Source organism: Pseudidiomarina donghaiensis, assembly GCF_900116895.1.
Taxonomy (GTDB): domain Bacteria; phylum Pseudomonadota; class Gammaproteobacteria; order Enterobacterales; family Alteromonadaceae; genus Pseudidiomarina; species Pseudidiomarina donghaiensis.
In genome coordinates this window covers 133,752-152,024 of sequence record NZ_FPCF01000003.1, presented here as the reverse complement: position 1 = coordinate 152,024, position 18,273 = coordinate 133,752, and the positions used below count along the sequence as shown (strand labels likewise).

Below are 18,273 nucleotides of genomic sequence, written 5' to 3'. Positions count from 1 at the left end.
CGATGCAATTCAAATAAAAATTGCGTAAAATATTGTCATATTTTTGACACAGGGACGTGATAACTTCATCCGTCAATTTGTCATCAAGGCGTCAACACTGCGGTATCGCCTTGGCTCGATTTTTATTACAACCAACCAACCCAGGAAATAAAGATGAGTACATCTCTGCGATTAACGCGCACCGCGAGTGCCATCGCAGTTGCCTTAGGCTTGGCCTCTGCAACTGCAGTAGCACAAGATACCTCAGCAGCAATGCGTGGTTCTATTGTCGGTCCACAAGGTAACGGCGCAGCCAATACCAAAGTTGTCATTGAGCACATGCCTTCAGGCAGCCGCTTAGAAGTGACAACCGACGATTCTGGTTCATTCATTGCGAGTGGTCTTCGTGTTGGCGGTCCTTACCGCGTAACTATCGACTCAGACGTATACCGTGACGCCGAATACCAAGAAGTATTCTTAAAGCTTGGCGAAACTTACCGTTTGAATGCACAGCTTGAAGATGCGAACGTTGAACGCATTAGTGTTACTGGCAGTGCGATTAACTATGCAGCCCTGAACAATGGTTCATCAAGCTCATTCGGCGAAGAACAAATTGCATCACTGCCTACTTACGGCCGTGACTTAAAAGAAATCGTTCGTTTGAACCCATTAGCCACTCAGCTTGGCGATGGCGACCAGTTGGTTGTTGCGGGTAACAACCCGAAATACAACTCAATCACTGTTGACGGTATCGGCCAGAACGATGACTTCGGTTTGAACAGCAACGGTTACCCAACTCAAGGTTCACCCATTTCAATTGACGCTATTGCCCAGTTGAACGTAGACGTTATGCCTTTCAACGCGAAAGACAGTAACTTTACTGGTGCAAAAGTTAACGCAGTAACCAAATCAGGTACCAACGAGTTCGAAACTTCTTTGTTCTATCAGTACACTAGCGATAGCTTAGCGGGTAACCCAAGCGAATCAATTTATGACGCTGGTGCCGGCATTCCAAACGTTGACTACTCTGAGAAAACCTTAGGTTTTGGCGTTGGCGGCCCAATCATCAAAGATGAGTTGTTCTTCTACGTAAACTACGAAAAAGCTGAAGAAACCAACGCACCATACCGTGGTCCTATCGGCTCAAATGCTTCTAACATCGCTAACATTTCGCAAGACCAGCTAGACGAAGTTATTCGTATTGCAAAAGACGTGTACGGCCTAACTGACGCACAGCTTGGTGATTGGAATATGCCAGCTGAAGAAGATGATGAGAAATTGTTGGTGAAGTTGGACTGGAACATCAGCAACGAACACCGTGCAGCATTTACTTATCAAAACACGACTGGCAACTCAATTCGTGGCCACTACGGTAGTGATGGTTCAATTGCTTTATCATCAAACTGGTATAACAACGAACAGACATTGAACGCTTACGCGTTGCAGTTCTATTCAAACTGGAGCTCTAACTTCTCAAGCGACATTAAATTGTCGTACAAAGATGTAGAAGCTTTGCAAGAGCCATTGAATGGCCGCACTATGGGTGAAGTTGTTGTTCAGGTAGACAACAATCGTAACTCTGTCAGCTTTGGTCCTGACTATTCACGCCATGCAAACTATGGTGAAAACCAAACGTTTGAATTCCAAGCTAACGGTGAATACCTGTTAGGTGACCACGCGTTGTCATTCGGTTACATGTATCAGTCAACTGATATTTATAACTTGTTCGTTCAAAACTCTTTGGGTTCATGGACTTTCTGGAGCCTTGAGAACTTTGAAAATCGTCAAGCTAACCAGTTCTACTATGCTGGCAGCTTAACCGGTGACGTGAACGACGCCGCGGCTGACTTTACTCAAGGCCAGCAAGCTCTTTATCTACAAGATACTTGGGCTCCTACGTGGGATCTTGAATTAACCTTCGGTGTTCGTTACGAGCGTATTTTCGCAAAAGACAAGCCAACCTATAACCCATTGTTTGCTGAGCGTTATGGCTTCGCTAACACTGAAAACTTAGACGGCAAAGACTTAATCCTTCCTCGTGTTGGCTTTAAGTATCAGTTGAATGACGATGCGCAATTACGTGGTGGCTTTGGCCGTTACGGCGGTGGCCGTCCTAATGTTTGGGTATCAAACTCATACACTAACAGCGGCATGGCGTTCTCGCAGTTTGACACGCGCAGCTTGCCATCATCTGTTTATCGCGACAACGTAGACCCTACTCAAGTCCCTGAGGCTGTTCAAAACTCATTGACTCGCGACGGCTATGTTAACGCGATTGACCCGAACTTTGAGTTGCCAACTGACTGGCGTGCAAGCTTGGGTATTGATTTCCACAGCTTTGAAATTCCATTCTTAGGTCACGACTGGTTCGCAAGTGCCGAATACATCTACAGCCGTCGCAAAGACGACGTTCAGTGGGTTGATTTAGCACGTCGTCCATTATTGGATTCTGAAGGCAACGTGGTCACTACTGCCGACGGCGGTCGTATCATCTACGTTGTTGACGATCCGATTGACGATCACGTACCTGGCGGCATTGGTGACGACAACGGCGTTGATCGTTACGACTTAATGCTAACTAATGGCGACGGTGGCTCAAGCAAAATCTACACTTTCACTTTAGGTAAAGCATGGGATAACGGTTTAAGCTTGCGTACTAGCTACACCAACCAAGACGTTGAAGAAGCGGTTGCTGGTAGTTCAAGCACTGCAACATCAAACTACCGTTACCCAGTAGCTATTGATCCGAACAACGTAGAAGCTGGTACTGCCTCATACATGGTAGAGCACCGCTTTATGGCCGACATTACTTATAAAACTGAATTATTCAGTGGTTATAAGTCAACCTTCGGCTTGTTCTGGGAACGCTACTCTGGTCGCCCATGGGGTTACGTACTTGACACCTACCGCTTCAACAAGTTTGGTGACCAACAGCAGTTCGATAGTACGGCTCGTTACTTGCCATACATTCCAACCGGTGCTGACGACCCGAACGTCATTTACACCGACGGTTTAGACTATGAGACCTTCGCTGGTTACTTAGCAGAAGCTGATTTGTTGCAATATGCCGGTGGCTATGCACCACGTAACAACCGTCGTGCACCTTGGACAACCAACGTGGATTTCAAATTCTCACAAGAAATCCCTGGTTTCGCTGAAGGCCACAAAGGTGAGCTTTACATCAACATTCGTAACTTGATTGCTATCTTCGATAAAGATGCTGGCCAGAAGCACGTGTTGCCATATGGTGACAACGCGCGTCAAATCGCATCAGTCGACTTAGACGATCAAGGTCGCTACATCTACGGCGAACCGTATAACAGCGGTGACAACTTTGATGTATTGAACTTAGCGCCAACTCGCTACACGCCAGAGCGTTCTACTTGGCAGGCGAAAATTGGTGTTCGCTACCGCTTCTAATTTGAGCTGTAGAAACATACTGAGCAAGCCCTCGCTTTTTGCGGGGGCTTTTTTTATGCCCTGCTCGAACCCGCCACCTTAATATCCGAACAAAAGCTAGCCAAACTTAAATTACAAACTATAATTCGCATGACACTAAATTGTCACACAAACTACTTAGACTTTCGTTCCTAAAGACAATAAAAGCTGTGTTCCACTACAATCCAAGGAAAACAACGTCATGTTCCAAAGTAAACCAAATCGTATTGCTGCAGCCATTGCCATAGCAATCGGCCTATCGTCGACCGCGATGGCGCAAGAAACGTCATCAAGTATTCGTGGTGTGGTTACTAGCCAAGCCACAGGGGAAGCCATTAGTAATGCCACAGTTACGTTACGGGACGAACGTACCGGCACCAGCACCAACATTTCTGCAAACCAAAACGGCTTATTTTCAGCCCGCGGTTTAGCCGTTGGTGGCCCTTATACACTGACGGTTACGGATGCTTCAGGAAACGTCGAAGTTGTAGAAAACGTTTATTTGACTTTAGGTGAAACGGAAAACGTAAGTGTTCAAGTTGCTCAGCAAGATGTTGAACGCATTCAAGTGAGTGGCCGTCAACTTACCATGACGTCAGGCGCAAGTGGCCCAACCGCTAGCTTCAACTTAAGCGACTTACAAACTCAGCCTAGCGCTAATCGTGACATTAAAGACGTGGTGCAAATTGACCCGCGTATTTATATCAACGAAACCAACGCACGTGATATTCAGTGTGGTGGTGCTAACCCACGCTTTAACAGCTTGACGGTTGACGGTGTGCGTACCAACGATAACTTCGGTTTGAACTCAAGTGGTTATCCAACCGAACGTATGCCATTTAGTTATGACGCTATTGAACAGGTAGCTGTTGAACTTGCTCCATTTGATGTTCAATACGGTGGTTTTACTGCGTGTAACATTAACGCCGTTACTAAATCTGGCGAAAACGAACTATTCGGCAGTGTATTTTTTGACTACACCAACGACTCATTGTCAGGTGACAAACTTGAAGGCGACTCAATCAACGTCGGCGCCTTTAATGAGCGTCGCTATGGCTTTAATGGCGGTGGTGCTTTGATAAAAGACCAGCTATTCGCCTTTGTTGCCTATGAAAAACTTGAAGGCGCCGATACCTTTGACCGCGGGCCAGAAGATGGCAATGTAGCAACACCAGTTATTGGTGTTACACAAGCTGACCTCGATCGAATCGGCAATATAGCGCGTAACGTATACGGTTTTGAGCCAGGTAATTTCCCTTCCAGCATTCCGGTTGAAGATGAAAAATTCTTAGCCAAGTTGGACTGGTACATTAATGATTCGCATCGCGCATCATTTACGTACAACTATAACGATGGTTATTCAATTGCCGAGTCTGATGGCGATGACAACGAACTCGAGTTTTCAAACCACTTCTATGAGCGTGGCGCCGAGTTCCAGTCATATGTTGGCCAATTATACTCAGACTGGACTTATAACTTCTCAACCGAATTACGTGCTGGTTTCTCGAAGCTTGATGCTCGCGTTAATCCATTAGGTGGCACCGAAGTTGGTGAAGTTCAAATTAGCCACAACGGCAATACCATCTATTTAGGTGCGGACGATTCACGTCATGCTAATAAATTGAAATATGACACCACGTTCTTCAAGCTTTCTGGTACTTACTTACTTGATGACCACACTTTGACCTTTGGCTATGAACAAGAGACTTATGACGTATATAACTTGTTTATTCAAGAAGCGCAGGGGGAATTCCGGTTTGCTTCAATTGATGCCTTTGAGGCCGGTGATGTTAGCCGTGTTATTTATGAAAATGCCGCTGGCACCAACAACCCACAAGACGGCGCTGGTCAATTTGAATATTCAGTAAATACTTTGTACGCACAAGATGAATACTACTTTATTGATCAAGACCTAACCCTGACGCTTGGTTTGCGTTATGACTGGTACTCAACCAGCGACGAACCAGCGCTAAATCAAAACTTTGCCAACACTTACGGCTTTGCCAATACCGCAACACTTGATGGCGAAGGCTTGTTACAACCTCGCTTAGGTGTAAATTGGGTGGTTGATGACCAGCTTGAAGTGCGTGGTGGTATTGGTCTGTACTCAGGCGGCAACCCTAACGTTTGGTTATCAAACAACTACTCAAACAACGGTACAAAGCTTTACGAAGCAAACCGTTTTAATGTGAATTTGTTTGGTTTACCGCATGACGGTACCGGCAATCCGCTAATTGATATTCCACAAGAAATGGTTGACGAAGTACTAGCCGCAAGTGGCTCTGGTCCAGTTAACGCACTCGACCCGAACTTTAAATTGCCTAAAGAGTGGAAGTTTGCGTTAGGTGCAACCTATGTGTTTGAAAACGACTATGTATTCATGGCCGATTTCCTTCACACTCGCAAAGAAGACGCAGCCATTATTAGCGATCTTCGTCGCCAACAAACCGGTACAGCACCAGACGGCAGACCTATTTACAGCGGCAGCGGTGCAGACGCGTTTATGCTTACTAACGTCAACGGCGACTCAGGCGAGCAAACAAGTATTAGCTTTGCCCTATCGAAGTCTCATGACTTTGGCTTAGACTGGTCACTTGCTTATGCTTGGAACAAAGCCGAAGACGTCAACCCAATGACAAGTTCGGTAGCCTATTCAAACTATACCAACTTAGCGACAGCAGACATTGAAAACCCTGGCGTCGCCACGTCTAACTACGAAATTCCGCATCGTTTCACGTTCCGTGCAAGCTACACCACGGAATTCGTAGCTGGCTATGACTCTATCTTCAGCTTGTTTGCCTCGGCCAACAAAGGGCGTCCGTATAGCTTTACCATGAACGCACCCGTTGGTGATATCACCAGTAACCGCCAGCTGTTATATGTGCCAACTGGTGTGAACGATCCAAACGTGGTTTGGGGTCCAAACTTAACGGCCGCTCAAATTGACCAATTCTTTGCCTTCATCAGCGACTATGGCTTGGACAAGTATGCGGGCGGTATTGCACCACGAAACGAGTTTTACAGTGACTGGTGGCATAAAGTGGACTTCAAGTTCGAACAAAAATTGCCAGGTTTCGCAGACAACCACCAATCGAGCGTGTACTTTGTAGTTGATAACCTGACTAACTTGCTCAATGACGACTGGGGCGTTCTGTACGAAACTAGCTTCCCTCGCACAGTATCACTTGCTAACGTAAGCATTACTGACCAAAACCAATGGCAATTCGATTCATTTACGAATCGCCTCACCTCGGTTCAGGGACGTTCGGGTGCGCCATCGTTATGGAGTGTTCGCTTAGGTTTCCAATACGACTTCTAAGCCTGAACCCAAGCACAACACTATGCCAAGCCCCCGTTCAAACGGGGGCTTTTTTTTAGCGCGAAGGGTAATTTCTAGTTACAATGGCAACTTCTTGACGGCCAATGACGATTAGGAATTTTATGGAACAAAGCCAGCATGATTTTTTTATGCGCCGCGCGCTTGAGCTAGCAGCTATGGCCGAGCAGCACAATGAGGTGCCGGTAGGTGCGGTGTTAGTGCTTAATGACGAGATCATTGGTGAAGGTTTTAACCAGGTCATCACGTTAAATGACCCCTCAGCGCATGCCGAAGCACAAGCCATTCGTGCGGCCGGCGCGGCCATTGGCAACTACCGATTAGTTGACACCACGTTATACGTGACGCTTGAGCCATGTGCGATGTGCGCCGGTTTAATTACTCATGCACGGGTTAAAACACTGGTGTTCGGCGCTACCGATCCCCGCACTGGGGCCACAGGCACGGCCATAGAGGTGATAAACCACCCCAGCATGAACCATCAGGTGGAGGTTATTGGCGGCATATTAGCCGACGAGTGCGGCGATCTTTTACGCCAATTTTTTCGCAAAAGACGCTAACAAGCAGGCTCTGATAACAACCAAGTATTCATAACAAAAAGCCCAGCGGTTAAGCTGGGCTTTTGCTATTTCGGCTCACTTAGCCGAGATAAACGCGCGCATTGCGGAACATGCGCATCCATGGGCTATCTTCGCCCCACTCGTCTGGGTGCCAGCTATTCGCTACAGTACGGAATACCCGCTCCGGATGCGGCATCATAATCGATACCCGACCGTCGGCGGTGGTTAAGCCGGTAATACCTTCAGGCGAGCCATTCGGGTTGGCAGGGTAGCTAGCGGCAATGTCACCACGGTTATTAATATAACGCATGGTCACTAAGCCTTCAGCATTCACGGTAGCTAAGTCATTGCCCTTAAATTCAGCACGGCCTTCGCCATGTGACACGGCGATTGGCATGCGTGAACCAGCCATGCCTTCAAAGAACAATGAGTTGTTCTTTTGCACTTCAACCAAACTGAAACGCGCTTCAAAGCGCTCTGAACGGTTAGTAACGAAGTGTGGCCATGCTTCCGCCCCCGGAATTAGCTCTTTAAGGTTCGAGAGCATTTGACAACCGTTACAAACGCCTAACGCAAAGGTTTTATTGCGTTCAAAGAACGCAGCAAACTCATCGCGGGCACGATTATTGAACAAAATTGATTTTGCCCAGCCTTCGCCGGCACCCAGTACGTCACCGTACGAGAAGCCACCGCAGGCCACTAAGCCATTGAATTTTTCCAAGCTGACTCGGCCGCTCAAGATATCGCTCATGTGCACGTCAATGGCCGCAAAACCTGCCCGATCAAAGGCTGCCGCCATTTCCACATGCGAGTTCACGCCCTGTTCGCGCAACACCGCAACCAATGGGTCACGCCCAGTATTGATATATGGCGCGGCAATGTCTTCACTGATATCAAAGGTTAAGTCAGCGAACAAGCCAGGATCATTCAAGTTCTGTTTGGTTTCAAACTCTTCGTCTGCGCATTCTGGGTTATCACGTAAACGCTGCATTTGGTGCGTGGTTTCCGCCCAAATAGCGCGGTAATGGCTACGCAAGTGCGACAATACTTCTTCGCCATTGCGATTAAAGCGCACCACGTCTTCACGAACCGGGCGACCGATGACATGCACACAGTCTTCTAAGCCGTGTGCTTTATAGGCTTCAATTACTGCGTCAAGCTCTTCAACACTTACTTGCACTACAGCACCAAGCTCTTCGCTAAATAATGCCGCTAAGTCGTCTTCACCTAATGCATCGAGTGCAACTTCCACCCCACAATGGCCAGCAAAGGCCATTTCCGCGACGGTGGTGAATAAACCACCGTCGGAACGGTCATGGTAGGCCAACAGTTTTTTCTCGTGAATAAGCTGTTGGGTGGCATCAAAGAAGCCTTTTAATAACTCTGGGCTATCGACATCTGGGGTTAGGTCGCCTAGCTGGCGATAAACCTGCGCCAGCGACGAGCCACCTAAACGGTTTTGTCCGCGGCCTAAATCAATTAAAACAAGTTTGCTGTCACCTTTGTCCATGCGCAACTGCGGCGTCAGTGTGCGACGCACATCGCGCACGCGGCCAAATGCCGTAATGACCAGACTTAATGGCGCAGTCACGGATTTGTCACCCTGCTCGTCTTGCCACTGAGTTTTCATTGACATCGAATCTTTGCCCACCGGAATGGTGATTCCAAGCGCCGGACACAGCTCTTCACCCACGGCTTTAACCGCTTCGTACAGGCCAGCATCTTCACCTGGGTGACCTGCCGCAGCCATCCAATTCGCTGACAATTTCACAAATTTCAAATCGCCAATATCGGCAGCCACTAAGTTCGTTAAAGACTCACCCACCGCCATGCGGGCCGAAGCGGCGAAGTTTAATAATGCCAGCGGTGTACGCTCGCCCATTGCCATGGCTTCACCCGCATAGGTGTCGTAGCTTGCCGCAGTCACCGCAACATCAGCGACAGGTATTTGCCACGGACCAACCATTTGGTCACGTGCCACTAAACCGGTAACCGTGCGGTCACCAATGGTGATTAAGAATGTTTTTTCGGCAATAGATGGTAGGCGTAACAGGCGCTTAGCCGCTTCGTTGAGTTTAATTTCATCACGAACTAACGCCTCGCCGTCGGCACGTTGCGACTTCACATCACGATGCATCTTAGGCGGCTTGCCTAAGAGCACGTTCAGGGGCAAATCAATCGGGTTATTGCCAAAGTGCGCGTCAGTCATGGTTAGGTGTTCAGCTTCGGTCGCCTCACCAATCACTGCAAACGGTGCACGTTCGCGCTTACAAATCTCTTCAAATACGTCCATGCGCTCTGGCGCTATCGCCATCACGTAACGTTCTTGTGACTCGTTACACCAAATTTCCAGTGGCGACATGCCCGGCTCATCGTTCGGTACTTTGCGCAGTTCAAATTTACCACCGCGGCCACCGTCGCCCACCAGTTCCGGCATCGCGTTAGATAAACCACCGGCGCCCACATCGTGAATAAAGGCAATGGGGTTTTTCTCACCCAGCTGCCAACAGCGGTCAATGACTTCTTGGCAACGACGTTCCATTTCAGGGTTATCCCGTTGCACCGAGGCAAAGTCGAGATCTTCGGTGGAAGTACCTGATGCCATCGATGATGCCGCACCGCCACCTAAACCAATATTCATCGCCGGGCCGCCTAATACCACTAATTTGGCACCAACTGGAATATCGCCTTTTTCAACGTGTTGCTCGCGAATGTTCCCCATACCGCCAGCAATCATAATTGGCTTGTGGTAACCACGAATTTCTTCGCCGTTGTGGCTATTTACTTTTTCTTCGTAAGTACGGAAGTAACCGGTTAGCGCTGGGCGGCCAAATTCATTATTAAATGCTGCGCCACCTAACGGGCCTTCAAGCATAATATCTAGTGCCGTGACAATACGATCGGGCTTACCGAAGTCTTCTTCCCATGGCTGTTCAAAGCCTGGAATACGTAAGTTAGACACGCTAAAACCAACCAAGCCGGCTTTTGGCTTCGAACCACGGCCTGTAGCCCCCTCATCACGAATTTCACCACCAGAGCCGGTTGCGGCACCAGGATAAGGCGAAATAGCGGTAGGATGGTTGTGCGTTTCCACTTTCATGAGAATATGCACAGGCTCATGAAAATAGCTGTACTCACCGGCAGCATTGCTGCCCGTCGGGTATGGATAAAAACGCCCAGCTTCTGAGCCCACCATGACGGCAGCGTTGTCTTTGTACGCCGACAACACGTTGTCTGGAGTCACTTCATAGGTATTCTTGATCATTTTGAACAACGATTTCAGCTGTTCTTTGCCGTCTATAGTCCAGTCGGCATTAAAGATTTTATGACGACAGTGCTCTGAGTTTGCCTGCGCAAACATATACAGTTCAATGTCATTTGGGTTGCGCTCAAGCGCGGTGAAATTGTCATACAAATAGTCAATTTCATCATCTGCAAGCGCAAGCCCCATTTCAATGTTTGCACGCTGCAAGGCTTCGCGGCCGCCGCTTAAAATATCGATACTTGCTAATGGCGCTGGTTCTGCTTCTTTAAAGAGCACCGAGGCCTGCTCAAGACTGCCTAGCACCATTTCCGTCATACGGTCGTGTAACAACGCTGCAGCTTGCTGCATTTGCGTTGCGCTAAGGTCGCCCGTTAAATAATACGCAACACCACGCTCGATACGGTGAATTTGGGTTAACCCACAATTGTGCGCAATATCTGTCGCTTTTGACGACCACGGAGAAATAGTCCCTTGCCGGGGTACCACAACCACTAATTGGCCTTGCGGTGCGTGCGCTGCAACAGTAGGGCCATAAGTCAGCAATTTTGCTAATACCTGATTTTCGTCGCTATCGAGCGACTGCTCAACATCCACAAAGTGCATGTATTCAGCGTAGAGTTCGCTAACAGGCAATTCTGCCGCACGCAGCCGTTGTAGCAACTTTTCAGTACGAAAATCAGACAAAGCGGGAGCACCGCGTACTATTTCCACAGACAAGTCTCCAAAATTTTAGGGGCTGTTAATCTTGTTTTTCAGTCTTGCTTTTCAGTTAAGCGAAACCATTTTTGTCGTCGCTCGGTTTGCAAATGGCGTTGTTTGCGTAACCAAGCGCGACGGCGCTCGGGTGAAACTAATCGACGGTTGCTTTTGCGCATTATTCGGCTCCGTCACCACTCCCTTCGGGAATGGTGATCGTCATTGGTTTGGCTGGAATGCGTCCTCGCTCATCAAGCCAAACCAAAGTGTCATAGTAGCGACGTATGTTCCCTACGTATCGCACCGGTTCATCACCACGAGCAAACCCAAAGCGGGTTTGGCGATAAAACTTTTTCTGTCGTAATAAAGGTAGTCGTTTTCGCACATCTATCCAACGATCGGCATCACCGCCTTGCTGTTGCGTTAATATACGTGCGTCTTCTAAATGCCCATAGCCAATATTATACGCCGCTAAGGCAAACCAAATACGGTCTGGCTCCTGTATTCGCGCTGGAATGCGCTGCAGCATACGTTCAAAATAACGGGCACCGCCTTCAATGCTTTGAGCCGGGTTTAACCGACTGGTCACCCCCATGGCTTTTGCCGTTGGCAGGGTTAACATCATCATGCCGCGCACCCCGGTCGGCGAAACAGCCCGCGGATTCCAATGGCTTTCTTGATAACTTATTGCTGCTAATAAACGCCAATCTAGGCTGCCCGCGTGCTGTTCAAATAACTCTCGGTACTTAGGCAAAACAGATTGTACCGCGTTAATGAATAGGCTGGTATCGACATAATTGAAGGAGCTAACATGGCCAAAATGTTGATCAAGTAGTTGGGTTAACTGTCCCGACTCGCGCAAGTCGCCAAAATAGCGAATAACCTCAGCATACAAGGAGCCATCAACGTGTTGATTCAGCATCCAAGCGATATCCACGTTGTCTCGAACCGTGAAGGCAACACTTAAGTTTGGGAAATACCGACGTTGCAAATCTAAGGTATTACTATCGGCCACAGTGTAGGCAATGTCGCCGTCAATCACTTGTTGTAGCAAACCGGCGGTGTCTTGCTCTTCGGTTGCGCGCCACTGTAAATCTGGGTAGTCAGCAGCAATACTTAGAAGCCAATCATGGTGACTAGACCCTTCAACCACCACCAGTTCTGCGTCAAGTTCGTCTAAGCTGCGAGGCCGATTACGAGATCCTTGACGAAACACCACGCGCTGCTCAACTTCCAAATAAGGGGGGCCAAAACGAAATTTTTGCGCACGAGGTTCCGTGCGGTCCAATCCAGCGGCTAACAAGTCAACTTCTCGTGTTTCTAGCAAATTCATGAGGTTTTTGACGTTGTAGCGTGAAACCATTTCTAGCTCCACGCCCAAGTCATCGGCGAAATTTTTTGCCAGTACATATTCAATACCGGCCTCGCCATTGGCATCTAGGTAATAACTGGTTGGGCCCAATAGCGTGCCAACACGCAGTACACCGCGCGCTTTAATGGCGTCAAGCTGACTAGGCTGCGGCTCTGGTGCGCAGCCTAGTAACAAACCTAATGCTAAAAAGCTTACCAACCAGCGCAGCACGCGTTATTCCCATTCAATGGTGGCAGGTGGCTTACCCGAAATATCGTACACAACCCGCGAAATGCCATCGATTTCGTTGATAATACGGTTCGATACTTTTTCGAGTAGCTCATACGGCAAATGTGCCCAACGGGCTGTCATAAAATCAATGGTTTCAACTGCACGCAGCGCAATCACCCAATCATATTTACGCGCATCACCCATAACGCCTACCGAGCGAACCGGCAAAAATACCGCAAACGCTTGGCTAACATCATGGTAAATACCGGCATGACGTAGCTCGCTGATAAAAATATGATCGGCACGGCGCAGTAAGTCGCAGTATTCTTTTTTTACTTCAGCCAATACCCTCACACCAAGGCCTGGGCCTGGGAATGGGTGGCGATATAGCATGTCATACGGCAAGCCTAACTCGAGGCCAATTTTACGCACTTCATCTTTGAACAATTCTCGCAAAGGCTCAACCAGACTTAGCTTCATGTCTTCTGGCAGGCCACCAACGTTGTGGTGCGATTTAATCACATGCGCTTTGCCGGTTTTAGAGCCTGCCGATTCAATAACGTCGGGATAAATAGTGCCCTGCGCTAAGAACGACACGTCTTTAATACGGCTTGCTTGCTCGTCGAATATTTCAATAAATACGCGGCCAATAATTTTGCGCTTGGCTTCTGGGTCTTGCTCGCCAGCTAAGGCATCAAGAAAACGGTTTTCAGCGTCGACATGAACAATATTCAAACCATAGTGGTCGCCGAACATTTCCATCACTTGCTCAGCTTCTTGCCAACGCAATAAGCCGTTATCAACAAATACGCAGGTAAGCTGTTCGCCAATGGCGCGGTGTAACAACATCGCGGTTACGGAACTGTCCACGCCGCCAGATAACCCCAGCACAACTTTGTTATTTCCCACTTGCTCACGAATACGAGCAACTGCGTCATCAATAATGTGAGCAGGTGTCCAGTTACGTTCACATTCGCAAATTTCCACGACAAAGTGCTCTAACATACGCATGCCTTGACGCGTATGGGTTACTTCAGGGTGGAACTGCACGCCATAGAAGTCGCGCTTATCGTCGGCCATAGCGGCAATTGGGCAGGTTGGGGTTTGTGCGACAATGTCGAAACCTTCAGGCGCCTCAATAACTTTATCGCCGTGGCTCATCCACACGTCAAGCAACGGATTACCGTTATCGTGCACGCTGTCTTCAATGTGATGAAACAATGGGCAAGGTGCAATGCGCTCAACTTGCGCATAGCCAAACTCGCGCTCTAGTGAGCCTTGAACTTTACCACCCAGTTGCTCGGCCATGGTTTGCATGCCGTAGCAAATACCGAACACCGGCACACCGGCTTCAAAGACATATTCGGGTGCCCGTGGTGAATTTGCTTCAGTAACCGACTCAGGGCCGCCTGACAAAATAATGCCGTTTGGCTTAAAGTTTTTGATATCGTCGGCGCTAACGTCCCACGCCCATAACTCACAATACACCCCAAGCTCGCGAATGCGGCGCGCAATTAATTGCGTGTATTGCGAACCAAAATCTAAAATCAATATACGATGTGCATGAATATCTTGCATGTTGGCTTAACCCATTCGATAGTTTGGAGCTTCTTTGGTGATTTGCACATCGTGCACGTGCGATTCGCCCATACCCGCAGCGGTTACTTTGACAAACTGTGGTTTAGTACGCATTTCTTTAATGGTGGCACAGCCTGTTAACCCCATAGCTGAGCGTAAACCGCCCATTTGCTGGTGAATAATGGTTGCGATTGGGCCCTTATAAGCCACTCGGCCTTCAATTCCCTCTGGCACTAATTTTTCCGCTTCATTGGACGCTTGAAAATAACGATCTGACGAACCGTGGCGCTGATTCATGGCGCCAATGCTGCCCATACCGCGGTATGACTTGTAGTAGCGACCTTGATACAACTCAACTTCACCTGGCGACTCTTCGGTACCGGCCAGCATACTGCCAACCATTACGCAGTCTGCTCCAGCGGCAATCGCTTTGGCGATATCACCCGAGAAGCGGATTCCACCGTCAGCGATCACTGGAATGTTTGTACCTTTTAGCGCATCCACAGCGTCGCTAATGGCGGTAATTTGCGGCACACCGCAACCGGTAACAATACGCGTAGTACAAATTGAGCCTGGGCCAATGCCTACCTTTACCGCATCAACGCCGGCATCGGCGAGTGCTTTGGCGCCAGCACCGGTGGCAACGTTACCGGCAATAATTTGAAGGTCTGGATAGGTTTTACGGGCCCAAGTAACACGGTCAATCACGCCTTGCGAATGGCCGTGTGAGGTATCAATCAACAAGACGTCAACACCCGCTTCAACGAGAGCTTCAACCCGCTCTTCAGTGCCTGGGCCGACACCCACGGCAGCACCGACGCGCAAACGGCCAAGTTCGTCTTTACAAGCATTTGGTTTATTTTCGGCTTTGGTGAAATCTTTGAGGGTAATCATGCCGCGTAGATGAAACGCATCATCAACCACCAAGATTTTTTCAATGCGATGTTGGTGCATTAAGTTAAGAATTTCTTCGCTCTTGGCGTTTTCTTTTACGGTGACTAATTTTTCTTTGGCGGTCATGATGGAGCTAACCAAACGCTTGTCGTCACGCTCTGCTCGCGTGTCACGGCCAGTAATAATGCCGACCAACTCACCTGACTTCTCGACCACTGGAAAACCATGAAAGCCATGTTCCACGGCTAACGCACGAATTTCACCTAAGGTCGTGTCTGGGCTAACGGTGATAGGATCTGACACCATACCACTTTCGTATTTTTTCACTTTGCGAACGTGCGCGGCCTGTTCGGCGATGGTCATGTTTTTATGCACAAAACCAAGCCCGCCTTCCTGTGCGAGGGCAATTGCTAATGCTGCTTCGGTAACCGTGTCCATGGCTGCAGAAACCATCGGAATATTGAGTTCAATTCCGCGAGTTAAGCGCGTGCGCAAATCGGCAGTATGGGGTAAAACAGTTGAATGACCGGGGACGAGTAAAACGTCGTCAAAGGTAAGGGCTTCTTGAGCAATTCGTAGCATGGCAACATCTCACTGGCTGACTTAATGTTGCGGGCAGATTTTACTCGCAAACGGCTTTTCAGTAAACTGTTTTTTCAACTATACCACGAGGTTTTCGCATGCAGCAGCCCCATATTTTTACCGTTTATGGATTAAACACCGAGGTACGACAAGTACTTGAGCAAGGTTTCGGCTCGGTTTGGCTGGTTGGCGAAATTTCAAACTTCGCGGCACCAAGCTCGGGCCACTGGTATTTCACTCTGAAAGATGAGCGTGCACAAATTCGCGCAGCCATGTTTCGCAATGCCAATCAGCGGGTACGAATTAGGCCCCAGCACGGTATGCAAGTGTTGGTGCGAGCCAAACTGACCGTTTACGAACCACGCGGCGACTACCAGCTCATTATTGAGCATATGGAAGACGCTGGTGCTGGTTTGCTGCAGCAAAAATACGAACAACTGAAAGCCAAGTTACAGGCCGAAGGGCTGTTCGACCCCGCGCATAAGCAGCCGCTACCTGAGTCGATCAAAAAAGTTGGGGTGATTACCTCGCCCACAGGCGCTGCTGTGCGCGACATTTTAGCCGTATTGCAGCGCCGCGACCCCAGTATCGAGGTGGTGATTTACCCGAGCGCCGTGCAAGGCCAAGCGGCTACCGGCGAACTACTACACATGTTACAACGTGCCATTGCGCGCAACGAAGTTGATGTTCTGATTATGGCGCGCGGCGGCGGTTCATTGGAAGATTTATGGTGTTTCAACGACGAGCAATTAGCTTATGCACTGCATAGTTGCCCTATTCCAACAATTTCGGCGGTCGGCCATGAAGTTGATTTTACCATTTGTGACTTTGTCGCTGATGTACGCGCGCCAACCCCATCGGCTGCAGCTGAACTTGTTAGTCGCGACCAGCGCGAAACCCTGCACCGAATTAGTCATTTAAGCCATCGCGTTGAGCAAGCCTGGGCGCGCTTTTTTCGTCAGCACCAGCAACAACAGCAGCATTTCACTGTCCGCTTGCAACAACAACATCCACAACGACAGTTACAACAAAACGGTCAGCGCCTTGATGAGTTAAGCATGCGCGCGCAGCAAAGCGTGCAGCGGGCACTGCAACAACAGCAGCGCGCTCAGCTACAGCTGTCGAACCGTTTGCAAACGGTTCACCCTGAACGTCGTTTGGCGCCTTTGCAACAACAACAGCAGCAGCTGCAACAGCGGCTACAGTTGGCGATGCAGCAATTATTGAAGCAACAGCGTCAACAATTTCAAGCGCTCACCCAAGGGTTGCACATGGTCAGCCCATTACAAACCATTGAGCGTGGTTATGCCGTGGTGCGTAAAAACGACGGTGCCGTGGTGCGCAACCCTAAACAGTTGGCCGCTGGTGAGTCGTTTCAAATTAAAGTTGCTGAAGGTGATTTTACGGCAGCAAAAACTGAATAAACGCGTACCACAATGGCAGTGTTACAAAGCACAGTAACACGCCATACCCCACAATGGCGGCCGAGAGCGTCGGTGCTAACCCTGCCATAATGGCCAGAGCGCCGGCAGAAATCATGGCCGGCATCGCTGCTTCCATAATGGTTACTTGCACCGCCAGTTGTTCTAAACCAAAGCTATATAACAGCGCCAATGCCACTACGGGCGTTGCCACCAACTTTAACCCGAGCGCCCAATACAAAGGGCCTCTGTCTTCTTGTGGTAAACGAAATTTCAGCTGATAACCCACGGCGACCATAATCACCGGCACTAACGTAATCGCTAAGGAATCAACAAACTGGCTCAGCACCGCAGGATACTCAATACCGCGCAGTAATAACGCAACAACCAGTGCCACAAAGGGCGGAAACTTAGCAATTCGCAACGCGATAGCCCCAGCGCTTGGCCGTTTTGCTTCAGCGCCAGGCTCATGACTGTATACTGCCGCAATAATGGTGGCGTAAATAGACAAAATAAAAAAAGAGCCTAGTTGGTCATATAGCAGCGCGTAGGGTATGCCCTGTGGTCCAAAAAACGCCTCGACCATAGGAAAGCCAACAAACGAGGTATTGCCCAGTGGAACCACAATAAGCATGGCTCCCGTGGTTAAGCGCGACCACTTAAGCCATTTGCTTAACGCCAATAACACCGGTACCGTCAGCGCTAGTAATAGCCAAGGCATTAATGCTGGGTATAGCAGTTCTTTGCCAAAGGTCAGGCTCGGAATTTTTTGCAACACAACAGCCGGCAAAGCCACGTAGATCACGTAAGCATTCAGAATTTGCCCGGTGTTTTGGGGAAATTGCCGGCTGCGTTGTAGCAGTAATCCAATAACGACGTATCCGGCAATAAATATGAAGTTAGCCATCAATAACACTTCCGTTTTAAAGATGGCCTTAGTG

At 48.8% G+C, this 18,273-nt stretch carries 10 protein-coding genes; 4 read left to right on the top strand and 6 right to left on the bottom strand.

Annotated features, from left to right (window positions below):
* Positions 1–153: 153 nt before the first annotated feature.
* The 3 genes from BM334_RS07775 (at position 154) to tadA (ending at position 7,314) form a co-directional block, all read left to right on the top strand.
* Complete coding sequence (locus tag BM334_RS07775) at positions 154–3,399, top strand: TonB-dependent receptor (RefSeq protein ID WP_092840425.1); 3,246 nt, start codon at positions 154–156, stop codon at positions 3,397–3,399.
* 220 nt (positions 3,400–3,619) lie between these two features.
* Positions 3,620–6,736: a TonB-dependent receptor gene (locus BM334_RS07770; protein ID WP_092840421.1), complete on the top strand. Its 3,117-nt coding sequence runs from the start codon at positions 3,620–3,622 to the stop codon at positions 6,734–6,736.
* A 122-nt stretch (positions 6,737–6,858) separates the two neighbouring features.
* Positions 6,859–7,314, top strand: a complete 456-nt coding sequence (gene tadA, locus BM334_RS07765; protein ID WP_198677370.1) for a tRNA adenosine(34) deaminase TadA — start codon at positions 6,859–6,861, stop codon at positions 7,312–7,314.
* Between the two features lie 79 nt (positions 7,315–7,393).
* On the opposite strand, the gene purL is transcribed toward tadA, so the two are convergent.
* From purL to guaB, 5 genes are read right to left on the bottom strand one after another with little or no spacing between them, the layout of a single operon-like run.
* Positions 7,394–11,290, bottom strand: coding sequence for a phosphoribosylformylglycinamidine synthase (gene purL, locus BM334_RS07760; protein ID WP_092840415.1), 3,897 nt, complete (start codon positions 11,288–11,290; stop codon positions 7,394–7,396).
* Between the two features lie 41 nt (positions 11,291–11,331).
* Complete coding sequence (locus tag BM334_RS12825) at positions 11,332–11,454, bottom strand: hypothetical protein (RefSeq protein ID WP_256209411.1); 123 nt, start codon at positions 11,452–11,454, stop codon at positions 11,332–11,334.
* Complete coding sequence (mltF, locus tag BM334_RS07755) at positions 11,454–12,821, bottom strand: membrane-bound lytic murein transglycosylase MltF (protein WP_417663827.1); 1,368 nt, start codon at positions 12,819–12,821, stop codon at positions 11,454–11,456. Before mltF ends, BM334_RS12825 begins: the two co-directional genes overlap by 1 nt.
* 39 nt (positions 12,822–12,860) lie before the next feature.
* Positions 12,861–14,435 (bottom strand): glutamine-hydrolyzing GMP synthase, encoded by a 1,575-nt coding sequence (guaA, locus tag BM334_RS07750; protein ID WP_092840409.1) that lies wholly within the window; start codon positions 14,433–14,435, stop codon positions 12,861–12,863.
* A gap of 6 nt (positions 14,436–14,441) precedes the next feature.
* The gene (gene guaB, locus BM334_RS07745; protein ID WP_092840406.1) at positions 14,442–15,911 is read right to left on the bottom strand and encodes an IMP dehydrogenase; all 1,470 of its coding nucleotides are present in this window, start codon (positions 15,909–15,911) and stop codon (positions 14,442–14,444) included.
* Positions 15,912–16,009: 98 nt separating this feature from the next.
* Here guaB and xseA point away from each other — a divergent pair, with 98 nt between their 5' ends.
* Entirely contained in the window at positions 16,010–17,335 is a 1,326-nt protein-coding gene (gene xseA / locus BM334_RS07740) for an exodeoxyribonuclease VII large subunit (RefSeq protein ID WP_092840402.1), read from the top strand.
* Here the strand turns inward: xseA and BM334_RS07735 are convergent.
* Positions 17,313–18,239, bottom strand: a complete 927-nt coding sequence (locus tag BM334_RS07735; protein ID WP_092840399.1) for an AEC family transporter — start codon at positions 18,237–18,239, stop codon at positions 17,313–17,315. The genes xseA and BM334_RS07735 overlap by 23 nt on opposite strands.
* Positions 18,240–18,273 lie beyond the last annotated feature (34 nt).